The following is a 24321-nucleotide window of genomic DNA, read 5'->3' on the forward strand; positions in this document are numbered from 1 at the left end:
AAAATTAAAAGAAAGGTTAAAGAACCCGTACAACAGGTCCCTTAACCTTTCTTTTAACTTCTAATAGCCATCTGTTTGTTTTCCTGATTGCTCAGCAATTTCAGCACCATCTCGATTATCGGATGAGCCTAGATGCTTGTGGTCGGCTTTGGCTTGAGCAAGACCTTCAGCCACTCGACGACCGTAATCTGAATCAGCCTTTGTGAAATGCTCGATCATATTGTTCTGAATAACAGGTGCACATATTTTCAGAGCATCGACTAAGTTATGAACCAATTCATCTCGTTCCCAATCCTCAAATTTGCGATAGGTATCTCCAGCTTGTCCGAAGTCATTTGTCCGACTAATTTTGTCGCGAACAAGTCGATCATTATACATTGGCTGATGCTCTTTGCCAGAAGGGGAGGCTTCCTTTAACCCGCCAAGTGAGGAGGGTTCGTAATTCACATGTGGGTTTTGCTCAGGCGCCTTGTCCACATGATAAGTCATTTGCCCATCCCGCTGATTCGTCGCTACCCTTGTCTTTGGAGCATTGATCGGCAATTGAATGTAGTTCGCGCCTACCCGGTGCCGCTGAGTATCCGAATAGGAGAACGTACGGCCTTGCAGCAGTTTATCATCCGAGAAATCGAGACCGTCTACTAGCACTCCCGTTCCGAAAGCGACCTGTTCGACCTCGGCAAAATAATTATCTGGATTTCGATCTAGAACCATCTTACCCACAGGTAGAAACGGAAAACGTTCATGATCCCAAAGCTTAGTAGGATCTAGAGGGTCGAAATCGAGCTCCGGATGCTCATCATCACTCAAGATTTGAACACAAAGCTCCCACTCTGGGTAGTCCCCGCTCGCAATAGCTTCATATAAGTCCTGCGTAGCATGACTGACGTTTTTGGCTTGTATATTTTCTGCATCCTGCTGCGTTAGATTCTTGATGCCATGTTTCAGCGGTTCCCAATGGTACTTGATTAAGACGGCTTCGCCTTTCTCATTCACCCATTTGTAGGTATTGACCCCAGATCCCTGCATTTGTCGGTAGTTGGCTGGAATCCCCCATGGGGAGAATAGGAAGGTAATCATATGAGTGGCCTCAGGAGAGTTCGATACGAAATCAAACATCCGCTCCGGGTTTTGTAGATTGGTTACAGGATCTGGCTTAAAAGCATGCACCATGTCAGGAAACTTCAGCGGATCACGGATAAAGAAGATCTTCAGATTGTTGCCGACCAAGTCCCAGTTGCCATCCTCTGTATAGAACTTTGTGGCGAAGCCGCGGGGATCTCGGAAAGTCTCCGGAGAGTAAACACCATGAACTACCGTAGAAAAGCGTACGAATACAGGTGTCTTTTTGCCTGCCTCTTGAAAAAGCTTTGCACGCGTATATTTCGAGATGGCTTCATCGCCTACTTTTCCATAAGCCTCAAAATACCCGTGAGCTCCTGCACCCCTAGCATGTACAATACGTTCTGGAATACGTTCTCGATCAAAATGCGATATTTTCTCGATAAAGTGGTAGTTTTCGAGCGTCGATGGACCGCGATTTCCTACCGTTCGTATATTCTGATTATCTGTAATCGGATGACCCTGTCGATCCGTTAAAATCATATCTTCTTGCTCCTTGTCCATGCAGCGAAATTCCACCTTTCTTTAGATATGAATAGTATTTTCTACCATAATTCTGAAAAGTATGCGAAACCTACTCACAAGAGATGTTATGAAAGTTACTTTTTTTATTGGCATTTGAAATAATGACTGTTATATTTGAAAATACTATGTGTTATAGTTAGCAACTTGGTATCGACAGAATGGAGAGGCGGAAATACATGCAACAATTTTTAGATAGTATGATTAGCGTAACAAATGACTTTTTGTGGTCGAAAATATTGGTGATCCTTCTTATTGCTTGTGGACTTTATTTCACGGTCCGATCGAAGTTTGTACAGTTTGGTATGTTCAAAGAAATGTTTAGGGTTCTTAAAGGGTCCAATGAAAGATCGAAAAATACCATTTCATCGTTCCAAGCCTTCTGTATCAGTATGGCAGCAAGGGTAGGGACTGGTAATATAACGGGGATCGCAATTGCTATTGCAATAGGTGGACCAGGGGCTATCTTTTGGATGTGGGTGATTGCCATCATTGGATCAGCATCCGGATTTATTGAAAGTACTTTGGCACAGGTATATAAAGTGAAGGATAAGACCGGATTTCGCGGTGGTCCTGCCTATTATATGGAGAAAGGTCTGAACAAGCGCTGGATGGGAGCGATATTCGCGGTTCTGATCACGTTATCCTTCGGCCTTGTGTTTAACGCAGTCCAATCAAATACGGTCACAGTGGCCTTTGAAAATTCATTTGGTACGAATCGAGCTATTCTTGGGCTTATAATCGCCGCTGCCTTTGCGCTGGTTATTTTCGGTGGTGTTAAGCGTATCGCCAGAATGTCTGAATATATTGTAGTGGTAATGGCGGGAATCTACATTGGGGCTGCCCTTATTATTATGCTGATTAATTTTAGGGAACTCCCAGGAGTTTTCGCACTCATTGTGAAAAGTGCATTCGGATTTGAACAAATCGCAGGTGGTTCTTTGGGTGGAGTGATTCTACAGGGTGTGAAGCGTGGTTTGTTCTCTAACGAAGCGGGTATGGGTAGTGCGCCGAATGCTGCGGCAACGGCAACCACAAGTCATCCGGTGAAACAAGGGCTAATGCAAGCCCTAGGCGTGCTCACAGATACGTTACTTATTTGTTCGAGTACGGCATTTATTATCTTGTTGTCTGATGCGTATAAGCAGCCGGGACTGGACGGAATCAAGCTGACCCAAGCCGCATTAAGCGAGCATATTGGTTCATGGGCATCCGGATCATTGGCGATTATGATTTTATTGTTTGCCTTCAGCACGTTAATCGGAAATTATTACTACGGTGAGACCAATATAGAATTTTTGAACTCCAACAAAAAAGTATTAACATTCTATAGATACAGTGTTCTGGCGATGATTGTTTTTGGTTCCGTAGCAAAGGTTCAATTGGTATGGGATTTAGCCGATTTATTTATGGGCTTCATGGTTATCGTAAATTTAATTGCCATTCTGCTATTATCCAAAGTGGCCTTTGCGGCCTTGAAGGATTATAAGCGGCAGAAACGTGAAGGGAAGGATCCTGTTTTCTACAGAGACAGTATTCCAGGGCTGGAGAACATTGAATGTTGGGACAATTCTTCAGATATAAAACAATAGAGATTGAATTTCAAGGGCTCAGGAAACTGAGCTCTTTTTGCTGTTGCAAAGGTTGTGCTATTAGAAAAACGAGCCTTTAGAATCGCTTCTAAGGCTCGTTTTGTGTAGCGTATTTTAGATTAGTCCGGCTTAATTAGTTTAACCTGCAGCCCATACATCTAACTCAATTTTTAATTCTGGTAAACCTAATCCTTTGACATAAGCAATGGTCATTGAAGGAGGTGTCATCCCGAATACTTTATTCCAAATGTCATAGAAATGATCCCAATCGATTTCTTCTGTGGCCCAAATGTTGATTTTGATTACGTTATCAGGAGTTAGCTTTTGAGAAGAAAGGACTTCAATAATATTACTCATCGTATTTGTTACTTGTTGATTAAAATCTGTAGGGATATTATTGTTTTGATCGATTCCAATCTGGCCAGAAAATACATACATTTCAGCGTTTCTACTTATTTTTGTTACATGACTATAGTTACCAACGGGTTTCGCAATATTTTCTGGATTATATCTTGTAATCACATGATTATTTAAGTTCATTTTTATGAAGTCTCCTTTAAATAGAAAATACATAACGATGTACATGTTATATATCCCCACTGTTTTTTAGTTTTAATTTTTGACAGACCTATCCTATCAATCATTAATTCTAGAAAAAAACAGCAGTAGAATACCCAATACCAAAAGACAAATATTTTAGGGATCGCTTTTTCATCAGGTATTCCTCCTTCATATTTAAAGTAAGATAACTTCATCAGAATGATATCATTAATCCACGTGAGCCGGCAACTTTGCCTCCCCCCAGTACAACATGACTAGGGACTTTTTTGCTGTATTTTATGAAAATTTCAATGCTTTTTTTGAAAAAAAGCAAAAAACACTTACATTAACGGATATTATATTGTTATAATTACAAACAGACCGGTTGGTATGTTAGGAGAGGTATACTATTATGGACACAAAAGCACTAATGATGGAGAAGGCGACACTCCTGTTTCAACAAAAAGGTTACAAGAGTGTAGGTGTTAGTGAAATTTTAAAAGCTTGTGCTGTTACAAAAGGAGCGCTCTATCATCATTTTCCAAATGGAAAGGAAGAACTATTGATTGCTTGTTTAAAGAGCCAAAATGAAGCCATAACAATAGATATGGAGGACATTTTCAAAAGGCATTCTTCTACGCAAGAGGCCACGCAATCCATGCTTAATAAGCTAATTCACAACATAGAAACCGAAGGCAAGCTTATAGGCTATACATTTAGCAGTATTGTCAGTGAAATGGCTACGGCCAGTGAACCTGTTCGCCAAGCATGTAACGCACTTTATGAGAACATACAGACTATTTACTACACGAAGCTTGTAACTGAAGGCTTCTCGAATGAAGTAGCTTCTGATATATCTTTATTGATGACAACCTCGATTGAGGGTGCGATCATGCTGTGTCAAACGCAGCAATCTACAGCACCTTTACAGACTATTGCGAAACTATTACCGACAATTTTGAAAGGAAGAATATCATGAATCTAGAAACAAGATTACCGAGAAACGGCAAAGAGGGTGCATTATACGGCGCAATCATCTGTACATTAACTGTACTGTTTATGTCTTCAATAAATATCATCTTAGGGGTTGGAGAATTCAATGGTGAAGTTGCCATAACGATTCTAAAGGTGTTTCCGATCATTTGGGTCATTGTTATGATTATAGAGCCTGTTGTTATTGGGCGTATCGCAGAAAAGCTGACAGCAAAATTCACACAACCCACCGATAGCTTCAACGCCAAAATTCTATTCCGCATCTTGTTCACTGTATTAGGAATGTCATTGTGTATGACGTTTGTTGGAGACATTATCGGAAACGGTTTGAGTTCTCAAACGTTTAATCACTTCTTAGCGAATTGGCCAAGAAATTTCCTAATTGCACTGTTCGCAGAAAGTATATTGATACAGCCATTTGCAAGATTTGTGATGGTAAAGCTACATGCTTCTCAGGATAAAAAGAAGTCCAGTGCCGCTGGTATAACTGTACATGGATTATCGGAACAAAACTCGTAACATAAATATGCTCTCAGGCGAAGTGTTTCGTTTGAGAGCTTTTCTATTCCCGTATATAATGATATTTTAGTTGAATAATTGAAACCCTCCTATATAACAAAGAAAGCTTAACCATGAAAGGTAATATCGAACATGATGATCTATAGTCGTCTTGCCATAATGATGCCCCCATTTCCCTAGCTAGGCTCATATTCTTGTTGTTCTAGGATATAAGCTTGTAGGAGGGCGAATTTAATATGAAAAAATATGCAGCACCATCTTTACTGCTAATGATTGTTCTTGTGGCTTTTCCGCAAATTAGTGAGACGATCTACACTCCATCGTTGCCGGATATTGCTGTGGCACTTGGGGTCTCTAATAGTTCTGTACAGTTAACATTAAGTATATATTTTATCGGATTTGCTTTAGGTGTTTTGTGTTGGGGTTGGCTCTCTGATTTCATCGGACGGAGACCTGCCATGCTGGGTGGCCTCCTTGTATATGGTATTGGAAGCTTGATGTGTTTTTACTCGGAATCCATTACTCTACTTCTGGTCAGCCGTTTCATTCAAGCGTTTGGAGCAGCGACAGGATCGATCATTACACAAACGATTCTTCGTGAGAGTGTATCTGGAAATAAGCGGCATGCCATGTTTGCTCAAATCTCGGCTGTGATTGCTTTTACTCCAGCAGTAGGGCCTCTTATTGGCGGATTCGTGGATCAAGCTTTTGGCTTTCGAGCGGTTTTCTTTATACTAGTAATGATGAGTGTGTTGTTATTTGTGTATGCTTTTTGGAAGCTGCCAGAAACGACTGATGTTTCCGCGAGAAAAAAGGTGGCTATTCTACCTATCGTTAAAAGAATGCTCTCATTGCCACGTGTACTGGTATTTGGGTTACTGATCGGGGGCATCAATGGAGTTTTATTTAGCTACTATGCGGAAGCACCCTTTATATTTATTGAACACTTTAATATTTCACCGGGAGTATATGGCTTTCTAGGCATTGTTGTGGCTTTGGCATCGATAGTGGGAGCAATGATGTCCAAGAGATTATTGAGTCTCTATGCCGCAGAAAAAATAATTCACATCGGCTGTCTAGTGATGACCAGTGGGGCTTTACTATTAACAATCGTAAGCAGCCTTGTCTCGTTGCCGAATATGATGTTGATGGTAAGCATTCTAATAACCCTTTTTGTCATGTTAATGGGAGCCGGTATTGCCTTACCTAATTGTCTAAGTCTTGCACTTGTTAATTTCCAGGATGTTGTGGGAACAGCAGGTGCGATCTTCAGCTTGGGGTATTATTTGCTGGTTAGCTTGGCCACATGGGGAATGAGCGCCCTGCATAATGGTTCATTACTGACGATGCCCATCTATTTCTTAGGGATTAGCGGCGGAATGTGGTTATTAAGTAAAAAGTTTATTGTAACGGAATAGAATTTTATAAGTCATTTGCAAAAAGAAGATATGGAACGGGGTATCCATAAATGAAGGGCAGTCTGGAACTTTTTGAGTTCCGGACTGCTTTTTATTTGTTAGTCTACTTCCGGTACAATGACTTGGATATGACGAGGGAGAACACTTAGCGTAATTGGTAAAATCGGACCTTCTTCACCATCCACATTGGTTCTTACGGCTTCTGGAGAGCTCACAGTCACATTTTGGGCCGTGAAATAGACAACGTCTTTATGATCCTTAAGGCTGCCAAGTAGTAAAGAAATACTGGCTGTAATGGTATTGAGTATACTGAGGTCTTGAATAATAAAACAGTGAAGTAGTCCATCGTCAACCGCAGCATCAGGTATCAGATTCTCGAATCCGCCAACGGAGTTGGTTAACACGGCGAGAAAAAGCGGGGAATCGCCTTGCCATGTCTTCTCGTCATAATGAATGACAAGAGGGTGGGGGGAAGGGCTTGTAAGTTGTTTTAGGCCTTCTTTCAAATATGCAAATGAGCCGAACTTGGTTTTCTCTTCGATGGATACGGAGGATAATGATCCGGCAATTGAACCTACAGCAACAACATTTCCGAATAAGCGGTCATTCAAGCAACCAATATCAACTGTCTTTACGTTAGAGGAAGCAAGGGTTTGAATGGCTATTTCGGGATTCAATGGAATCTGTAACGCGCGGGCAAAATCATTAACTGTTCCTAAAGGGACTACACCTAACTTTGGGTGTTGTTTCTGATTCATAAGACCATTAATGGTCTCGTGAAGCGTGCCATCTCCGCCAATGGAGACGACTAGATCGTAACACTCCTCACAGGCAGTGATACAATAACGAGTTGCATCTAGTTCTTTTGCCGTCTCCTTGATCGTAACCAAGTATCCTTGATCAGCTAGAACTCTTTCGGCATATCTGACATATTCGCCAGCTTCTTCTTTACCGGATGAGGGGTTAATAATAATCATAGCTTGCCGCATAGGGATTATCCTCTCTTATTCAATCTAGTAGCCTATTAGATGATTACCCCAAAGCAGCATAGCGGAAATCATAACAACCTAAAAAAAGGTGAGCAAGAACGACCTAAGTCGTCTTACTCACCTCTTTTTTAAAATATAAGAAAGTATAAGTTTTACACGATACTTTCTTATATTTCTCGCTTAAACGCTTGCCGTCCTTATAAGGACGTTGAAGGCGTTTATGCTTGTTAATAGACCTTATCACCATTAAAAATGGAATTCTTAACGATAACATAATCTACTTTACGAATGGCTTCTAATTTGTTGCCTCCAGCATAAGAAATTGAGGACTGAAGATCTTGCTCCATCTCTCTCAACGTTTCTGATAAAGCGCCTTTGTGTTCGACAACTATTTTTTTGCCCTCAACATTCTTCTTTTCACCTTTTTGGTATTCCGAAGCGGAGCCAAAGTACTCTTTATACAGCTTTCCATCGATCGCGATGGTATCTCCAGGAGATTCTTCATGCCCAGCAAATAGGGAACCGATCATGACCATGGAAGCACCAAATCTAATGGATTTGGCGATATCCCCGTGTGTCCGAATGCCTCCGTCAGCGATAATAGGCTTACTTGCAGCCTTGGCACACAAGCGTAGTGCGGCTAATTGCCAGCCACCTGTTCCGAATCCTGTCTTAATCTTCGTAATACATACTTTCCCTGGTCCAATTCCCACTTTAGTAGCATCGGCCCCAGCGTTCTCTAATTCTCTAACACCTTCAGGCGTTCCCACGTTTCCAGCAATAACGAAACTAGTAGGTAAATACTGTTTAATATGTTTGATCATTCGAATGACAGCCTCGGAGTGACCATGGGCAATATCGATCGTAATGAATTCTGGAATCAACTGTTCGTTAGCTAATTGTTCAACGAAATCGTACTCTTCTTCTTTGACTCCGACACTAATGGATGCGATTAATCCGCGGGAGTGCATGTCTTTGATGAAAGACGTACGCTTCTCCGGTTCAAAACGATGCATAATGTAGAAGTAGCCATTTTCAGCTAAGAAGCTAGCGATCTTCTCATCTATGATGGTTTGCATATTTGCGGGTACCACAGGTAATTTAAAAGTATGACCACCTAATGTGACTGTTGTATCACACTCAGAACGGCTATTTACGATACATTTTGCAGGAATTAACTGAATATCTTCATAATCGAATACTTTTTTCATTATATACACCTCTAAATGCGAACATTATAGTATTTTGGTTTGTTGATTGTTCGTCCACTTTGTAATGTACAGCATTCGGAACAAGAAGTCAAAATTCTAGTACATTATGGTGTAAATTGGACTTAATTATACGGCGGTTTGGTGGACGGGTAATGATTCATATTAAAAAAGCAGATTATTCATAACGAACCAAAGAAATTTAGATAACGCAAATTTAAGAACTGCTCTAAACTTTAGTTATGGAAGCTCTTACATTAGAAAAAGAACAGGGAGGTCTCACCGTGAAGAAATTTAGTATTCTACTTCTCACCGCCGCCACTTTACTCTCGATGACACTTGCAGGCTGTGGCAATGAGAATAACGCTCCAGCGGCCAATCAAGGGGAAAAGAAAGAAAAGGTGAAAATCAGAATTGCGTACTGGAACAAAGAGGATAGTGTTAAGACCCTTCTTGATCTGGTAAAAGAAAAGCTGCCGAATATTGAACTAGAGTATCAATTTATTGATAACAAGCAATATCAGAACATTATTGAAACACAGCTAACGGCTGGGGCAGGTCCAGACATTATTTCTACTAATCCTTATACGGCATCAAGATATGCAAAGCTCGGCTACATCAAAGATATTTCTGAACTGGCTGATCGTTATAACGACGGTGGCAAGAATGTATATTCAGTAGATGGTAAATTATATGCGCTTCCGGGAATCAGCTGGTTCGAAGGGATGTTCTATAATAAAGAAATTTTTGAAAAGTTGAATCTAAAAGTCCCTACAACCTTTGACGAAGAGCTAGCGCTCCATGAGACATTGAAACAAAACGGAATCAAACCTCAGGCGATGGGCGCTAAATCATGGGAGCCTATGATGAAATCCTCCATGGGTCTAGTAATGAATGATTTCTTGTCCAAGTCTGAGAATAAAGATTTCGATGTACAGTACGGTGAAGGTAAGACAAAGCTTGATGGGAACTGGAATACAGCCCTTGAGCAGTGGACGGAATTAATCAAACTTGGATATTTAACAGAGGATATGCTCGGTGTGGATTATGATCAGGCTTTGGATGAATTCGCTACTGGAAAAGCTGCAATGTGGCAGTCTGGACCGTGGGCGGTAGAAGCTATTCAAACGAAAAATCCGAATTTGAAATTTGATATGTTTCCTTTCTATGGATCTGAGCCGGGTGCAGGCTGGTTGATTGGTGGCCCAGGTGTAGGTTTCGCTGCAAATAGTAAGTCGAAGCACCAAGAAGAAATTATGCAGGTACTAGATTTAATTTCAACGCCTGAAGGGCAACAAGCTTTCTGGAGTGACAACAAGGGTGGAAGTAGTTACTTGAAAGATGTTGAATTCGAAATGCCTGAACAGTTCGCCAGTGTAAGTGAAACGTTGAAAGCAGGAAATGTATATGCACCGTGGAACAACTGGGGCGACGCATCTAATGTAATTGAAGATTACGGTAAGAACTTTCAATATGTGTTGAGTGGAAAGATGACGATTGCGGAAGCACTACAAGCCATTGATAAAAAGACCAATGAACTCATCCAAGGTAAAGCACAATAATGAGCTATAATACTTGCGGCAGCCTAGTCGCTGCCCGCAAGTGTTTTACAAGAGAGGTTGAATAGTATGAATACGAAAATGAGGTTGCTAAAGAGGGAACTTGATTATCAAATATTGATCCTGCCGGTGCTGATCTTTTATGTACTATTTTGTGTCTATCCCTTTTTCTCGACATTTTACTATAGTTTTACCGACTATTCCAATATGAAATTAGATAATTTGAAGTTTGTAGGACTTGATAATTTTAAGGGCATTTTCAAAAGTGATCTGCTAACGATATCGATTAAGAACTCCATTATCTACGCCATTCTAATGACCGTATTCCAGACTAGCCTCGGCTTAATTCTGGCTGTATTTCTAGATCGAAAACTAAAAACCAAAAATATTTTACGTTCGATGTTCTTCTTGCCTGCGGTATTTAGCCCATTAATTATCGGTTATTTGTGGAGCTATATTATGTCCACTTCAGACTTTGGTCTGATTAACCGGGCGGTCACTGCGCTGGGATTTGCGAAAATCAATTTTTTAGGCAATCCTGACTTGGCCTTGTATTCGGTGGTCGGAACGCAATTGTGGCAGTGGACAGGGTGGGTGATGGTTATCTTCCTTGCCAATCTGCAATCCATTCCTAAAGACTTATATGAGGCGGCAGAAATCGATGGCGCAAATAGCTGGGGTAAGTTCTGGAGAGTGACTTTGCCACTTATGCAGCCCTCCGTTAACGTTGTGTCGGTCACTGCCATGATCGGTGGGTTAAAAGTATTTGATATTATCTTTGCACTAACCGAAGGCGGACCGGGGAATTCGACGCAAACGATTATGACAGCGTATATCAAGACCGTCTTTACTGAAGGATTTTATGCAAAGGGAGCAGCCTTTGGGGTTGTATTCTTCATTGCCGTGATGATCATTACGATGGTGATGATGAGTTTCTTGAAAAAATGGGGTGAACAAACACGATGAATACGAAATGGTTACGTAAATGGGGTAATCCCTTATTTGAAGTTTGTATGATTATTGCTGCCTTGATTACTTTCATACCGATCTATTATTTGATTGTGACTACGTTTAAGACGCCAGATCAGGCGACGCTGTTTCCCTTGTCATTACCTACTACTTTTAACTTCGGCAATTATGCGGAGGCATGGAACACCATGCAATATCCGCGTGTATTTATGAATACGTTGATTGTTACGGTGCTATCCGTGTTAGGTATTGTCCTGTTCTCCTCCATGGCGGCGTATGCTTTGGCGAGAAGAAATCATGCGTTTAATCGCTTCTTGTTCTACTTTTTCTTGGCGGGGATGATGGTTCCTTTCCAAATGGGACTTGTAAATCTGTATAAATTGATTAATGCGCTTGGTTTAATGGATCACTTAGCTGCCGTTACGGTTGTAAATATCGGTACGGGTAGCATCATTGCAATATTCTTGTTTCATAGTTTCTTCCTTAGCTCAGTTCCGATTGAACTGGAAGAAGCAGCATTTATAGACGGTTGTTCGGTTTTCAAAACATTTTGGCTCATTGCATTCCCCTTATTGAAGCCAGTTATAGCAACTGTGGTGATCCTAAGCACGTTGAACGTATGGAACGACTTTATGAATCCACTCCTATTCCTACAATCAAGAGAGAATAACGTTATTCTATTGGAAGTCTTCCGTAACGTAGGACAATTCTCAGTGGACTGGACCAGCCTCTTCCCAATGCTGCTGATGGGTGTCGCGCCTTTAATGATTTTCTATCTGGCGATGCAAAAATACATTATTAAGGGCGTTGCCGCTGGAGCGCTAAAAGGATAAAAGGAGAATTCATTCTATGATGCTTCAAAGTGTAGATGCAATGGATGTACTAGCTATGATTGAAAGAGTTATCGGGCCCGATAAGTCTTCCCAAATTCGTTTGGAGTCCATAGCGCAGGATAATGGTCAGGATGTATTTGAATTAGTAAGCGACAGTGGCACGGTTGTCATCAAAGGCTCCTCCGGAACAGCTTTAGCATCGGGCTTTCACTGGTATTTAAAGCATACTTGTAAGGCACATTTATCATGGTGTGGGAATCAGCTTGAGTTGCCTGAACAATTACCTGGACTACTCGAATCCGTACGGCTCGGGACTCCTTATAAATATCGGTACTATTTGAACTATTGTACCTACTCTTACTCGATGCCCTTCTGGGATTGGGAGCGTTGGGAACAAGAAATCGATCAGATGGCCATGAACGGCATTAACTTGGCACTTAGCATCATTGGGCAGGAAGAAGTGTGGAGAAGAACGCTGCTTCGGATAGGCTATGAGGAACAAGAGGTTTCTAAATTTGTATGTGGGCCGGCTTTCTTTGCGTGGCAGTGGATGCAGAATATGACGTCTTGGGGAGGTCCGCTGCCCGAATGGTGGTTTGAAGATCGAGCTAAATTAGCGAATGCCATTCATCAGAGGATGTTAAGCTTAGGCATTTCGCCTGTGCTGCCGGGCTATAGTGGTATGGTGCCCCGGGGTTTCGGTGATAAATTCCCTAGTTCACAGCCGATTGATCAAGGCAAATGGTGTAATTTTGATAGACCTTCACTCTTGCTGGTAGATGATCCGATGTATGCTACAGTGGCTACTGCTTTCTACGAGGAACAGCAAAAGCTATTCGGGACAGATATTCATTTCTATAGTGTAGATCCGTTCCATGAAGGTGGAAATACGGAGGGAATCGATTTAGCAGTGTATGCTGTTGGCGTTCAGACTGAGATGCTGCGTCATGATCCACAGGCCGTGTGGGTATTTCAGGCTTGGGAGGGCAATCCGAAAAAAGAAATATTACAGAATGTGCTTCCAGAGCAGGCATTGGTGCTCGATTTATGGTGTGAGTCACATCCGACTTGGGAGACGAATGAAGCTTTTCAGGGAATTCCTTGGGTGTGGTGTATGATTCAAAATTATGGTGGTAAAAACGGGATGTTCGGCAACTTAGACAGAATTGCCCATGATCCCATCACTACCCTGAACAATCCGCAAGCCGGCCGAATGAGTGGAATCGGAATGGCCATGGAGGGAATTGAGACCAATCCCGTAATGTACGATCTATTGGTGGACACCGTTTGGCGCTCAGAAGCTACTGATGTTGGGGAATGGCTAGAGGGTTACATCGAACGTCGGTACGGTAAAGTCGTTCCAGCAGCACAAGAGGCTTGGAACCTCCTACGACAAAGTGTATACAACTGTAATACGATACAGCAGGGTGGGATGGAGTCCTTCATATGTGCACGTCCGTCCTTGGACCTTACCAAAGTGTCTAACTGGGGACCGACCAATGTATATTATGAGCTTGAAGAAGTGCGTCAAGCCTGCAAATCTCTGTTCAACTGTTATGAGGAATATAGCGATTCAGAAACCTATCGGTATGATCTTACGGATGTGACTCGGCAAACCTTGGCCGATTTGTCCCGAGTCTATTATAAACGCTTCACGGATGCTTATCGGGCAGGGGATCAGGTTACATTTGAAAGACAATCAGGTCAATTTCTACAGCTGATTCGTATGCAGGAACGTCTGCTGCGTACCTATAAACAATTTTTGCTCGGACCGTGGCTTGAAGACGCTAAGCGTATGGGTAGAACGGAAGAAGAGAAAGCACTGTTCGAATTTAATGCGAGAACACTGATCACATTGTGGGCTCCAGAGGAATCATCACAGCTCCTACACGAATATTCTCATAGAGAATGGTCTGGTCTAATCGAGAGCTTCTACTTGCCACGATGGGAAATGTTTATCTCTTCCCTTAGTAAGGCGATGTTTAATCAGACCACACCAGAACCTATCGATTGGTATGCTTGGGAGTACAAATGGACGCAAGGTCATGAGCCATTTGCGACAGAGCCAAAGGGATCGCTGTATGAAGCGGTGAGCAGCATCATAAATACGATTTCAGAGTTTGGTATAGCAGATTAAAATGAATGAGCTTCAAGGGAAACAGTGTTCTAGCCAGAAAGTGGCGAGGGGGACTGTTTTTCCCGCATTTCTTGGCTGTAGTGATTTGGCTTCAGAAAACCATTGAATTTAAGAATGAAGTTGATAAAATTAGGCCATAGAGGGGAGTCCTATCATGTACAGAATGCTAATAGCAGATGACAATAAATACGAGAGAGATGGCATGAAATACTTGATCTCTAAATATAAACTTCCTTTAGAAATCAGCGAGGCCAGAAACGGCAAGGAAGCGCTGCAGATTATTGAGCAACAGGAATTTGATCTTTTATTAACAGACATTAAAATGCCCTTTATGGATGGGCTGCAGTTAGTGAAGGCGGCCCGGGAGATCTACCCTACTATGAAAATCATACTTCTCAGCGGGCATAGCGAGTTCGAATATGCTAGAGTAGCTATTCCACTCAGAGTGCTTCATTATTTGTTAAAGCCCGTGGAAGCAGAAGCATTACGCAGCGTTCTGTCTGAGGTCGTTGAACAATGTGAGTTAGAGAAATCCCAGCGAAATAGCAGTGATTTGCAACCGCATACAACCATTGGAGCACCCTCCAAGTCAGAAGCGGATGGAAGCCGTTCGGCAGATAATGAATATGGCAAAAGAGCTGTAGACGAATTGATCCGTATCATCGAGAGCCAATATAACCAGGATCTAAGCTTGGAATATTTAGCGGCGAGTGTCCATCTGTCGGGCAGCTATCTTAGTCATATTTTTAAGAAAAGAACGGGCACAAGTGTGGTGAAATATATCAACCAGTATCGTATGGAAAAAGCGAAAGAATTTTTGGATCAAAGCAACTATAAGATTAACGATGTTTATAAAATGGTTGGTTATTCGGATTTTTCATATTTTGGTGTGTCCTTTAAACAGCATTTCGGACTTACGCCGACGCAATATCGGGAAAAGGTCCGTTCGTTGTGAGAGCGATCCTGACGTTTTTTCGTGATAGAAAGCTCAAAGACAAACTATTGGCCTCCTATCTTGTTGTGATCATTATCCCCATCTTAGTATTAGGAATCTATTCTTACCGGACAGCCGAATTTTATTTGAAGCAGCAGCTGATGATGGGTATGAAGAATACGGTCGAACAGATTTCGCTTAACTTGGAGCAGACCTTTGAAAAACAGAGTAATTTTATTGATTTCATGGTATTCAACCCGATTATCAAGAAAATTATGGGCTATGAATTAGGCGATATCATGAGTTATACCAAGGAGCTAAATGAAAATATTGAGCCGACACTTTGGTACTATACGAATATTAATATGGAGTTAAAAGAAGTTAACTTCTATTCAGAATATACGGGCAAGCAGATCGGAAACTTTATCTACTCCAGTGAGCAGGTTCGAAATTTAAATTGGTATCAATCTGCGAAGATGAGCAATCAGACGGAGTGGAGCTATGACGAGGACGTCTTATTTGTAACTCATAATATTATGAAAAGTAATAATACAACCTTTGCTGGTGTGCTGTACGTGAGGCTGGATAAGGATCGAATATTTGAGAAAATGGATGAACTGAATACAAAGAGTGATTATGGCATCATTATTACAGACCGCAATCAACAAGTCGTCTATTCGAGTGCAAGTAGCGGGGTTGAAGAAGAGAATATCGCAGATCATATCGTAGGTGCGAGTTCAGGACAAATCAATATTGGACATAAGGAATATTCCTTGGTCAAAAGTGATATCGAACGCCCGGGATGGACGCTTTATTATTATACACCTGTAAAAAGTATGATTGTGGATACCAGCAGTATCCTAACAGCGATGGTGTCCATCATAGTGGTGTGTATTTTAATCTTATTGCTGATTATATGGATTTTTACAAAAACGCTAGTGCAACCCATCTATAAGCTGAAAAAGAAAATAAGAGTCGTTGAAGAAGGCGACTTCGATATCCTGATTCATTCTAATTCTAAAGATGAAATTGGTGAGCTTACCAATAGCTTTGCCAGCATGGTTCGTAGGATAAAGGAATTGCTCGGGCAGGTCTATCAATCAGGCATTATGGAGAAAGAAGCGGAATTGAAGGCACTCCAAGCACAGATTAGTCCTCATTTTCTATACAATACGCTTTCAATTATTAATTGGAGGGCGGTTCAAGTGGAGGCGGAGGACATCAGCTTGGTGGTCAATGCGCTTTCGAAATTTTATAGAACCAGTCTGAACAATGGAAAGCAATTGACGAGTATTCGAGATGAAATTCTTAATATTCAGGCTTATATCGATATTCAGTTGGCCATGCATGATGATCAGCTTTTCGATGTTACTTATCATATTGAGGAAGAGTTGTATCCTTATCAGACGATTAACTTTATTTTGCAGCCCATTGTTGAGAATGCGATCAAGCATGGTATCGATGAAAAAGAAGATGGAAAAGGCATGCTCATCATTGAAGCTTATACTTATAATGACGATATTCGGTTTGTGGTAAGTGATAATGGGAAAGGGATGGATCAGGAGCAAATCGAGCAGTTATTATATTCTAACGGAACAGGCTACGGTCTGAAGAATGTCCATGAACGAATTAAGCTGTACTATGGAGAAGCCTATGGCGTCTCTATCGAAAGTGAACTGAATGTAGGGACAAGGATATGTATTGATATTAACAAAAGGTCATTCCTATAAGGGATGACCTTTCTTTATGCTTGGTTACATCTGAAAAAGCTTGTAAGCAATATACGCTGCAACGATCCAAATGATGATTGCAGAGATCTTATTAATGACCATCATGATTTTGCCGCTCGAATCTATTTGCCCTACGGTCTTTCCTGCTACAGCTAGCCCAAAGAACCAAATCCAAGAAACAAGGATAGTCGAAACAGCAAAGGTAACTTTGTCTATGCCAGTATAACTAAGGGAGCTAGTGCCGATAACCCCAATGGTATCCATGATCGCGTGTGGATTTAATAAAGAAACGGACATCGCAAACAGGATTTGTTTTTTTGAGGATAGTGGTGCTGCGTCTTGGGAGGAAGAGGTAGGTGTGCTTCTCCAGATGGACCATCCCATATACAAAAGAAATACAAGTCCTACAGCAAATAAAGCGGTCTGCAGAACAGGGAGGGCAAACACAAGAACGGAAACGCCTAATACCGCTAATAAAATAAGAAGGGTGTCACATAAAGCGGCTGTAATAATAACTGGAATGGCCTTTTTAAACTGTGGCTGTGAGGCGCCTTGGTTAAATACAAAGACATTTTGTGCGCCAAGCGGAAGGATTAATCCAAAGGCTAAGGCGATTCCGTGAAGTAGTGCGGCTAACATAGTTGATTCCTCCGATGATGAGTAATGCGATATAAGAGTTGATGAGTTCTGGCTAAATAATAAGTACTATCATACAATGAGGACTTTCATTTAAAAAGATGTTTAATCAGCAGTAATTACACCCTTAGTGAATATGTCATCCCAACTCATGACCTTTTGTAACTAGTAAGGGCTCAAGGGGTTACACTATAATAAAGGTCTAGTCAGCACAGTATTAGGGGGCAATTCAGTGTTTAATCTGGTTAAGCAGTGGTTCTGGTACGATTGGCTCGTCCTCCTGTTTCGGATTTGTTTTTCTACTTCATTTATGATCACCATGTGTTATCTCTCGGAGGATTTTACGATTCCTTTCTGGATTGTGTTTGTATGGGGCGTGATCTCTTTTTCAGTGCCTTGGTTTTGTTTGCAGCTCCATTACAAGTATTATCTGATTGCGGAGATCCTCCTTTCGGGCGGTTTATGCTTATATTTGGCTGCTCTGTTTCCTGAATCGTATGTAACTTTTCTGCCTATCGCTTTTATGATTGCCAGCAATAGTGCACAGAAGTCCTATCGTTGGTCAGCTCCGATCACGGTTATTTTGATTCCATTTATGTTATCTAGATTGTCACAACAAATGGATGCTGTATCGATGATCCTGAACTTTGGTTTGGTGTATACGCTGGGCTTCGCTTTTCATTTACTAGTGGTTAATCACAAGCAGAGCGGAATTATTAAGGACCAGAATGTGGTCTTGGAGCAGTACATCTCACAAGTCGAGCGCATGACACTTCTGGAAGAACGAGATCGGTTATCCAAAGATCTGCATGATACGGTGGGGCATTCTTATACTTCAATTATTATGGGGCTAGAGACTTTACGTACGGAAGTGAATACATCTGAAGGGGAACAGAAGATAGATTCCTTGTTAAAGCTAACTCGCAATGGCTTGGATGAGGTTCGTCGATATTTGCACCATGTGGGCTCTTCACAGGAATCATTGACGCTTATGCAGTCCCTGCAGAAATTAGTGGATGATTTCCAGACCTTCTCGAGGGTTAAGATTCGCCTAAGAACGTTCGGAGAGGCGTACACAGTATCCAAGCAGGCCCAAATGACTTTATACAGATGCTTGCAAGAGTCGATAACCAACGCAGTACGTCATGGTCAAGCCAGTGAAATTGTCATCAGCCTGCATTACGAAGAGAAGCAGATCCGACTGGAAGTACAGGATAATGGATTAGGCTCTGAAGACTTAAAAGCAGGATTTGGTGTGAATGCAATGAAGGAACGGGCTTCCAACTTGCAGGGCCAAGTGTATTTTTACTCTAAGCCAGGGGAAGGAACCTTAGTAACCTGTAGTTTACCAAGGCTTGAAGAGATAAAGGAGGAAATGGTTCGCCTATTAGTGGTAGATGATCAGCCTTATATCCGGGATAGTCTGCGAATTATTTTAGAGCAGGAGCCGGATTTCGAAATCATTGGGTTAGCAGAAAATGGTGAACAAGCGGTAGACTTCTGCGAGCAGGATCAACCTCACGTGGTGCTGATGGACTTAAATATGCCAGGCATGAATGGTGTGGAAGCAACCAAGCTTTTGAAGCAAAAGTGGCCAAGGGTACGAGTGTTGATCCTGACTACTTTTCAAGAAACAGATATGGCGGTCGAGGCACTGCAAAACGGGGCAGATGGCTACTTATTAAAGTCTACCGAGCCGCAGGAGCTATTCGAAGGTATACGTCTCGTACATCGGGGTGTAAAGATGATAACACCAGCAATTACGAATGTACTGATTGATCACTATGAGATGCATCCAGCGTCTGAAGCAAAGGCTGAGCAGAGCAATGAATATGGGCTGACCTCGCGTGAGCTGGAGATTCTAGAATGTCTCTCGAAGGGGATGCGATATAAATCTATTGCCGCCAAATTGTATTTGTCCGATGGGACGGTGAGAAATTACGCTTCCACTATCTATGCCAAGCTGGGTGTACGGAATCGAGAAGAGGCTGTAGAGAAAGCCTTTGGCACTTCGGAATAGACCATAACCGAATCATTTGGAATTGAGGAGCACCTTATTATCTATTTTCCCTTGCGGGAGTAGGTAATAGGGTGTTTTTTTACGTAAAAGCAAGGATCGATCAATGATTAATTAACTAGTCACTACAACCGGCGAATAAACCTGCGAAAATACATTTTTTAAGGATACGAGGAGAGCTAAAGCATTAATTGCTGCAAATCTACTGCTATTCTTACGCCAGGAGAAGCTTTTGAGCCCTAAGTGAAGATATGCCTGTACATTTGCAGTTTTAGAACTTCATGAAGCAGATATCTTTACAAGGAGCTGTATTTTTGCAGGCTTCCTCTAATCCAGCCGAAGGTATGGATGTTTAAGTGGGAATAACATTTTCAATGTAGGATGTGAGCCGAAAGATCATGAGCGTTTTGTGTGGAATAACTGTCATATGACATTATGGCACTGGCCGATTTTACATGAGGAGCATTAGCATAGGAGCTGCGTAGATGAACAATTTTTGATTGCAGAGAGGGAGAGAAGAGCATGAATCAAATGATCCGCAAACATGTGAGAAATTTCTGTTTTTTACTAATTACTTTTGCCACCGGGCTATTTTACTTTTGCTTTTATTTGGTGGGCATCACCTTTGGGGTTGCAATGTCCTTTACCTTAGTAGGGATTCCGATCCTTTATTATGTCTTACGTACTACTGAGCTTTTTTTACAGCATGAGCGAATTCGAACGAAGGTCTATACGGATATCTCTGTTCGCACGATCCCAACCCGATCTGAAGAAGAAGGCAGCTTGTGGGAGAAGGTTAAGACGACGTTGCTTGATGAGCATAACTGGAGAGCAATTATAGGGTTGATGCTGCAACTTGGAATTGGAATGCTCAGTCTCATATGTGCAACTCTTTTTTACTTGGCCCCTATTATTCTCTTGTTCGCACCTGTCTTGTACTTACTCGACATCTCTTCTATATCGTTATTCGGGATAGAAAATAAGACGCTCAATATCTCGCTTATCTTCATGCTGTTAGGTGCAATATTCCTATGGCTAGGTGCTTATCTCGGCAACGGCTTGGTAAAGATGATCGGCAGGTATACGCGGCGTTTAGTGAAGGATTTTTCTAGAAAATAAACTTTAATAAGAAAGAGGGAAAAATGATGGTAGCCTCCGTTTCATTTATAAAATTATTCTCGCAATCCCTTTGGATGCTGTGGGAGAACCTATTTGCTGTCATAACTAAATTTCGCAGTCATTCCGTGCGTAGATACGGAATATGTAAATTGGTAGTGATGAAGTATCACGGAGAAATCCTGGTTTGCCAAGATGGGCAGCAGATACTACCGGGAGATTGGGTGGGTGAGCTTCATCTAGATAATCGTCAGGTAGTGCAGCTTACGCGTACACTAGGTGCTGATCGGGCTGGAATCCGTACTGCACGCATGCTACGCGAGGCTATGAAGGAGATCAGTCGTGAACTAGATAGCAATCCAGAACTAAGCAAAGTACAGGCGTTAACCGGGATTACGCTCCTTCACCGAGGGATCATTCATGGAATAGGGTTTGAACACCATCCTATCAAGTCCAGCTGGCAGCGGCAATGGTATGGAATCTATCTTCGGTTCTTACTTCGTATGCTGCATCCGGAGGGGAAACAACGCGTAGAGGACAGCACCGAGAAGTTGTCTCCCATGAGGCTGGTGCTTAGTAAGCGGTCTTTGAAAGCGCGGTTTGCTTCGCGAAGGAAAGAGGCGGTTTCCTGATGTGGACGCTCATTATTTTAGCTATAGATGTGTTTATTCTTTATATGATCATTCCTTTCGTGATGACACGAATATTGGGATGGGGTGTTGTCTCCAGAGGGAATGCTGCGAAGGATATTGCCTTTACTTTCGATGACGGACCAGATCCATGCTATACCCCTGAATTACTGAACTTATTACATGAGCATGACGTCAAAGCTACCTTCTTCGTACTGGGCAAAAAGGCGGAGCAATACCCGGATTTAATCCAGCGAATGCATCGTGAAGGACATCAAATCGGTATCCATAACTATACTCATACGCCCAACTGGATATACTTCCCATGGACCAATAGACGGAAGCAAGTAGATCGAACAGCTGACATTGTCGAGCGGATAACTGGAGAGCGGCCTATCTTATACCGCCCACCTTGGGGGCTCCTTAATTTAGGTGATCTTGTCTTTCTCAGACGATCTTATCGGATTGTATTGTGGTCTGTAATGGTGGGAGACTGGAAAGCGTCTGTTAGTGCAGCGCAATTAAAGCAGGATATATTGAAAAAGATTAAACCAGGCTCTATCATCGTTCTACACGACAGTGGTGATACGCCGGGGGCAGATCCAGAAGCGCCGCTGAACATGATCACAGGACTTGAAGAAGTCTTATGTGATATTCAACTACAGGGTCTGAGGTGTCTGCGTGTGGATGAATTGCTCGATAAAGAGGCTGGGCGTATTGGGGCAGTCCAATCCCGGGCTAATGTCACCACCGGGTCAACGCGTAGTTATTAATGATTATTTTTTATATAGGGAGAGCTATGGTACCATTTAGAATTAAGCGATCGTACCTATATTAAATTGTTGAGCAAAGGATGGGGTAGCATGTTGAATGCTTCTTACTGGTTAACCAACATAAGACTAGAGCAGGGTCATGTCATAGAAGACGGACAAGTCGTTGGCACGAATACGAAGGAATGTCATATACGAATTGACGGAAATACAATTTCTGAAGTTATTGGAGCGGAATTGGAGCCTCAGGGCCAACTGCCTAAATATGACGGCAAAGGGTTATTGATGCTTCCATCTTTTGAGGAGGCGCATATTCATTTAGATAAAACATATTTTGCTGGACCATGGAAGGCGGTAAAGCCTGCTGCCGGTGTCTTCGAACGGATTGAGGAAGAGAAGGTATTATTGCCCAAGCTGCTGCCCATGGCGAGACAACAAGCGGAGAGCATTCTGACGCTTATACAGAGTTTCGGTGCCACCTATGTGCGTAGCCATTGTAATATCGAGCCTGTCAGCGGGTTGAAGCGTTTAGAGGCAACCCTGCAAGCATTGGATACTTTCTCAGGCAAAATTTCATCTGAAATTGTAGCCTTTCCGCAGCATGGCCTGCTTCGCTCCAATTCTGTTGAATTGGTACAGCAATCCTTGGCGGAGGGGGCAGCCTATGTAGGTGGTGTCGATCCATACTCAGTGGATGGAGATATCGAAAAGTCACTTCAGACCATGGTCGAGTTAGCAGTTATGAATAATGCTGGCATTGATCTACACTTACATGATGGAAAAGAAGCAGGAAAGCTGACGTTGTCGCGTTTGGCTGATTTGACAGAAGAAGCTGGCCTGCAGGGCAAGGTGACCGTTAGCCATGCCTTCTGGTTCGCAGGTGCTCCGCAGCAAGAAACAGAGGAAATGGCTAAACGGATGGGCTCGTTAGGGATGACTATTGCATCCACGGTGCCTATTGGAAGAATGATGATGCCACTACCGATGCTGAACAGCCAAGGTGTAAAAGTGAAGCTGGCAACAGATAGCCTTACGGATCACTGGTCTCCTTTTGGAAATGGGGATCAATTGGAGAAGGCAGGACGGTACGCAGAGTTATATGGGTATAATGATGAATTGTCCTTATCTCAATCTCTTGGATTCATAACAGGGGGGATAACGCCGCTTAATCTAAAAGGTGAGCAGGTATGGCCAAAGGTTGGAGATACCGCGAATTTTGTACTGCTGCATGCTAGCTGCTCGGCCGAAGCCGTAGCAAGAAGATCGGAGCGTCAAGCGGTATGGTTCGAAGGGCGTCTCGTGAGTGGATCATTATAGAGATATGAGAGGGGGATGACATGCTCATCTCGAACCATTTACAGGAGTATAAAGCGGCGGTGCTCTCACTTCCGAAGGGCACCGCGCTAACGAAAGAGGATCTGCTGGTGGATAAGCTTCTAATGAAGCGCAGCGGCAAGCTTGAAATGTACTATGCACCGCATAATGAGTACATGAATCCTTCTGCAAAGGTGATCATTATTGGGTTAACCCCTGGTTTTACACAAATGAGAATAGCCATGCAAGAGGCAGTCATAGGTTTGGAAGCCGGGCTTTCAGATGAAGAGGTCTGCAAAAGGGCGAAGGAGGCGGCGAGATTCGCGGGGGCTATGAGGCATACTTTAATCCATATGCTAGATACACTTGGGCTTCATCAGTATTTGAACCTTACCTCTTGTGACGAATTGTTTCAGGTGCAGCAAACGAACCTGCATACCATCTCTTTATTGCGTTTTCCTGTATTCGTAGAGAAGAAAAACTATAGCGGAGTGCATCCCAAGCTACTTTCAGATCCATTCCTTAGAGAATATGCGCTATTGTCGTTAGAGCAGGAGCTGGACATCCTGAGCCAAGCTTTAATTATTCCTCTAGGAAAAACTGTGGAGGCAACGCTCCAGCTTTTAGTTTCAGAGGGTAAGCTTGATCATCGGCGCTGTTTATGGGGCTTTCCTCATCCTTCTGGAGCTAATGGACATAGATTTAAACAGTTCGCCAGCTATCAAGAGAATATGACAAAGATTCTACAAGATCATTTATGGAAGGATTAATGTT

20 protein-coding genes and 1 pseudogene are annotated in these 24321 nt (G+C 42.4%); 16 read left to right on the top strand and 5 right to left on the bottom strand.

Annotated features, from left to right (window positions below):
• Nucleotides 1–60 precede the first annotated feature (60 nt).
• Nucleotides 61–1599 (bottom strand): annotated as a pseudogene (locus NSS67_RS03410) (catalase); the annotation flags it as partial.
• 224 nt (nt 1600–1823) lie between these two features.
• On the opposite strand from NSS67_RS03410, the gene NSS67_RS03415 reads away from it, so the two are divergent.
• A complete protein-coding gene (locus NSS67_RS03415; protein WP_339318311.1) occupies nt 1824–3236 on the top strand; it encodes an alanine/glycine:cation symporter family protein in 1413 nt (470 codons plus the stop codon).
• Nucleotides 3237–3374: 138 nt separating this feature from the next.
• Here NSS67_RS03415 and NSS67_RS03420 read toward each other — a convergent pair whose 3' ends face one another.
• Entirely contained in the window at nt 3375–3776 is a 402-nt protein-coding gene (locus NSS67_RS03420) for a Rid family hydrolase (protein ID WP_339318312.1), read from the bottom strand.
• A gap of 412 nt (nt 3777–4188) precedes the next feature.
• Here NSS67_RS03420 and NSS67_RS03425 point away from each other — a divergent pair, with 412 nt between their 5' ends.
• The 3 genes from NSS67_RS03425 to NSS67_RS03435 all read left to right on the top strand — a co-directional run bounded on the left by NSS67_RS03425 (nt 4189) and on the right by NSS67_RS03435 (nt 6706).
• Nucleotides 4189–4755 carry a TetR/AcrR family transcriptional regulator gene (locus tag NSS67_RS03425; protein WP_339318313.1) on the top strand — a complete coding sequence of 189 codons (567 nt, stop codon included), beginning with the start codon at nt 4189–4191 and terminating at the stop codon, nt 4753–4755.
• Entirely contained in the window at nt 4752–5288 is a 537-nt protein-coding gene (locus NSS67_RS03430) for a DUF2798 domain-containing protein (protein ID WP_339318314.1), read from the top strand. Before NSS67_RS03425 ends, NSS67_RS03430 begins: the two co-directional genes overlap by 4 nt.
• A gap of 236 nt (nt 5289–5524) precedes the next feature.
• Entirely contained in the window at nt 5525–6706 is a 1182-nt protein-coding gene (locus NSS67_RS03435) for a multidrug effflux MFS transporter (protein ID WP_339318315.1), read from the top strand.
• Between the two features lie 98 nt (nt 6707–6804).
• Here NSS67_RS03435 and NSS67_RS03440 read toward each other — a convergent pair whose 3' ends face one another.
• On the bottom strand, nt 6805–7695 hold the full coding sequence (locus NSS67_RS03440; protein ID WP_339318316.1) for a diacylglycerol kinase family protein: 891 nt from the start codon (nt 7693–7695) through the stop codon (nt 6805–6807).
• 227 nt (nt 7696–7922) lie between these two features.
• Complete coding sequence (gene guaC, locus NSS67_RS03445; RefSeq protein ID WP_339318317.1) at nt 7923–8906, bottom strand: GMP reductase; 984 nt, start codon at nt 8904–8906, stop codon at nt 7923–7925.
• 281 nt (nt 8907–9187) lie between these two features.
• On the opposite strand from guaC, the gene NSS67_RS03450 reads away from it, so the two are divergent.
• From NSS67_RS03450 to NSS67_RS03475, 6 genes are all read left to right on the top strand, one after another.
• Complete coding sequence (locus tag NSS67_RS03450; protein ID WP_339318318.1) at nt 9188–10465, top strand: extracellular solute-binding protein; 1278 nt, start codon at nt 9188–9190, stop codon at nt 10463–10465.
• 66 nt (nt 10466–10531) lie between these two features.
• Nucleotides 10532–11428, top strand: a complete 897-nt coding sequence (locus NSS67_RS03455; RefSeq protein WP_339318319.1) for a sugar ABC transporter permease — start codon at nt 10532–10534, stop codon at nt 11426–11428.
• Nucleotides 11425–12264 (top strand): carbohydrate ABC transporter permease, encoded by an 840-nt coding sequence (locus NSS67_RS03460; protein ID WP_339318320.1) that lies wholly within the window; start codon nt 11425–11427, stop codon nt 12262–12264. The genes NSS67_RS03455 and NSS67_RS03460 overlap by 4 nt, the downstream gene beginning before the upstream one ends.
• Before the next feature lie 16 nt (nt 12265–12280).
• The gene (locus NSS67_RS03465) at nt 12281–14401 is read left to right on the top strand and encodes an alpha-N-acetylglucosaminidase (protein ID WP_339318321.1); all 2121 of its coding nucleotides are present in this window, start codon (nt 12281–12283) and stop codon (nt 14399–14401) included.
• Between the two features lie 154 nt (nt 14402–14555).
• The gene (locus NSS67_RS03470) at nt 14556–15356 is read left to right on the top strand and encodes a response regulator (protein WP_339318322.1); all 801 of its coding nucleotides are present in this window, start codon (nt 14556–14558) and stop codon (nt 15354–15356) included.
• A 149-nt stretch (nt 15357–15505) separates the two neighbouring features.
• On the top strand, nt 15506–17065 hold the full coding sequence (locus NSS67_RS03475) for a sensor histidine kinase (protein ID WP_339318323.1): 1560 nt from the start codon (nt 15506–15508) through the stop codon (nt 17063–17065).
• 24 nt (nt 17066–17089) lie between these two features.
• Here the strand turns inward: NSS67_RS03475 and NSS67_RS03480 are convergent, their stop codons facing one another.
• The gene (locus NSS67_RS03480) at nt 17090–17704 is read right to left on the bottom strand and encodes a LysE/ArgO family amino acid transporter (RefSeq protein WP_339318324.1); all 615 of its coding nucleotides are present in this window, start codon (nt 17702–17704) and stop codon (nt 17090–17092) included.
• A gap of 229 nt (nt 17705–17933) precedes the next feature.
• On the opposite strand from NSS67_RS03480, the gene NSS67_RS03485 reads away from it, so the two are divergent.
• The 6 genes from NSS67_RS03485 (at nt 17934) to NSS67_RS03510 (ending at nt 24317) form a co-directional block, all read left to right on the top strand.
• Entirely contained in the window at nt 17934–19721 is a 1788-nt protein-coding gene (locus NSS67_RS03485) for a hybrid sensor histidine kinase/response regulator transcription factor (RefSeq protein WP_339318325.1), read from the top strand.
• A gap of 519 nt (nt 19722–20240) precedes the next feature.
• On the top strand, nt 20241–20837 hold the full coding sequence (locus NSS67_RS03490; protein WP_339318326.1) for a sensor domain-containing protein: 597 nt from the start codon (nt 20241–20243) through the stop codon (nt 20835–20837).
• A gap of 23 nt (nt 20838–20860) precedes the next feature.
• The gene (locus tag NSS67_RS03495; protein ID WP_339318327.1) at nt 20861–21466 is read left to right on the top strand and encodes a polysaccharide deacetylase; all 606 of its coding nucleotides are present in this window, start codon (nt 20861–20863) and stop codon (nt 21464–21466) included.
• Nucleotides 21466–22236: a polysaccharide deacetylase family protein gene (locus NSS67_RS03500; RefSeq protein WP_339318328.1), complete on the top strand. Its 771-nt coding sequence runs from the start codon at nt 21466–21468 to the stop codon at nt 22234–22236. Before NSS67_RS03495 ends, NSS67_RS03500 begins: the two co-directional genes overlap by 1 nt.
• Before the next feature lie 90 nt (nt 22237–22326).
• A complete protein-coding gene (locus NSS67_RS03505) occupies nt 22327–23550 on the top strand; it encodes an amidohydrolase (protein WP_339318329.1) in 1224 nt (407 codons plus the stop codon).
• 20 nt (nt 23551–23570) lie between these two features.
• A complete protein-coding gene (locus NSS67_RS03510) occupies nt 23571–24317 on the top strand; it encodes a uracil-DNA glycosylase family protein (RefSeq protein WP_339318330.1) in 747 nt (248 codons plus the stop codon).
• The last annotated feature ends 4 nt before the right edge of the window (nt 24318–24321 follow it).

Source organism: Paenibacillus sp. FSL R10-2734, from assembly GCF_037963865.1.
Lineage (GTDB): Bacteria > Bacillota > Bacilli > Paenibacillales > Paenibacillaceae > Paenibacillus_AQ.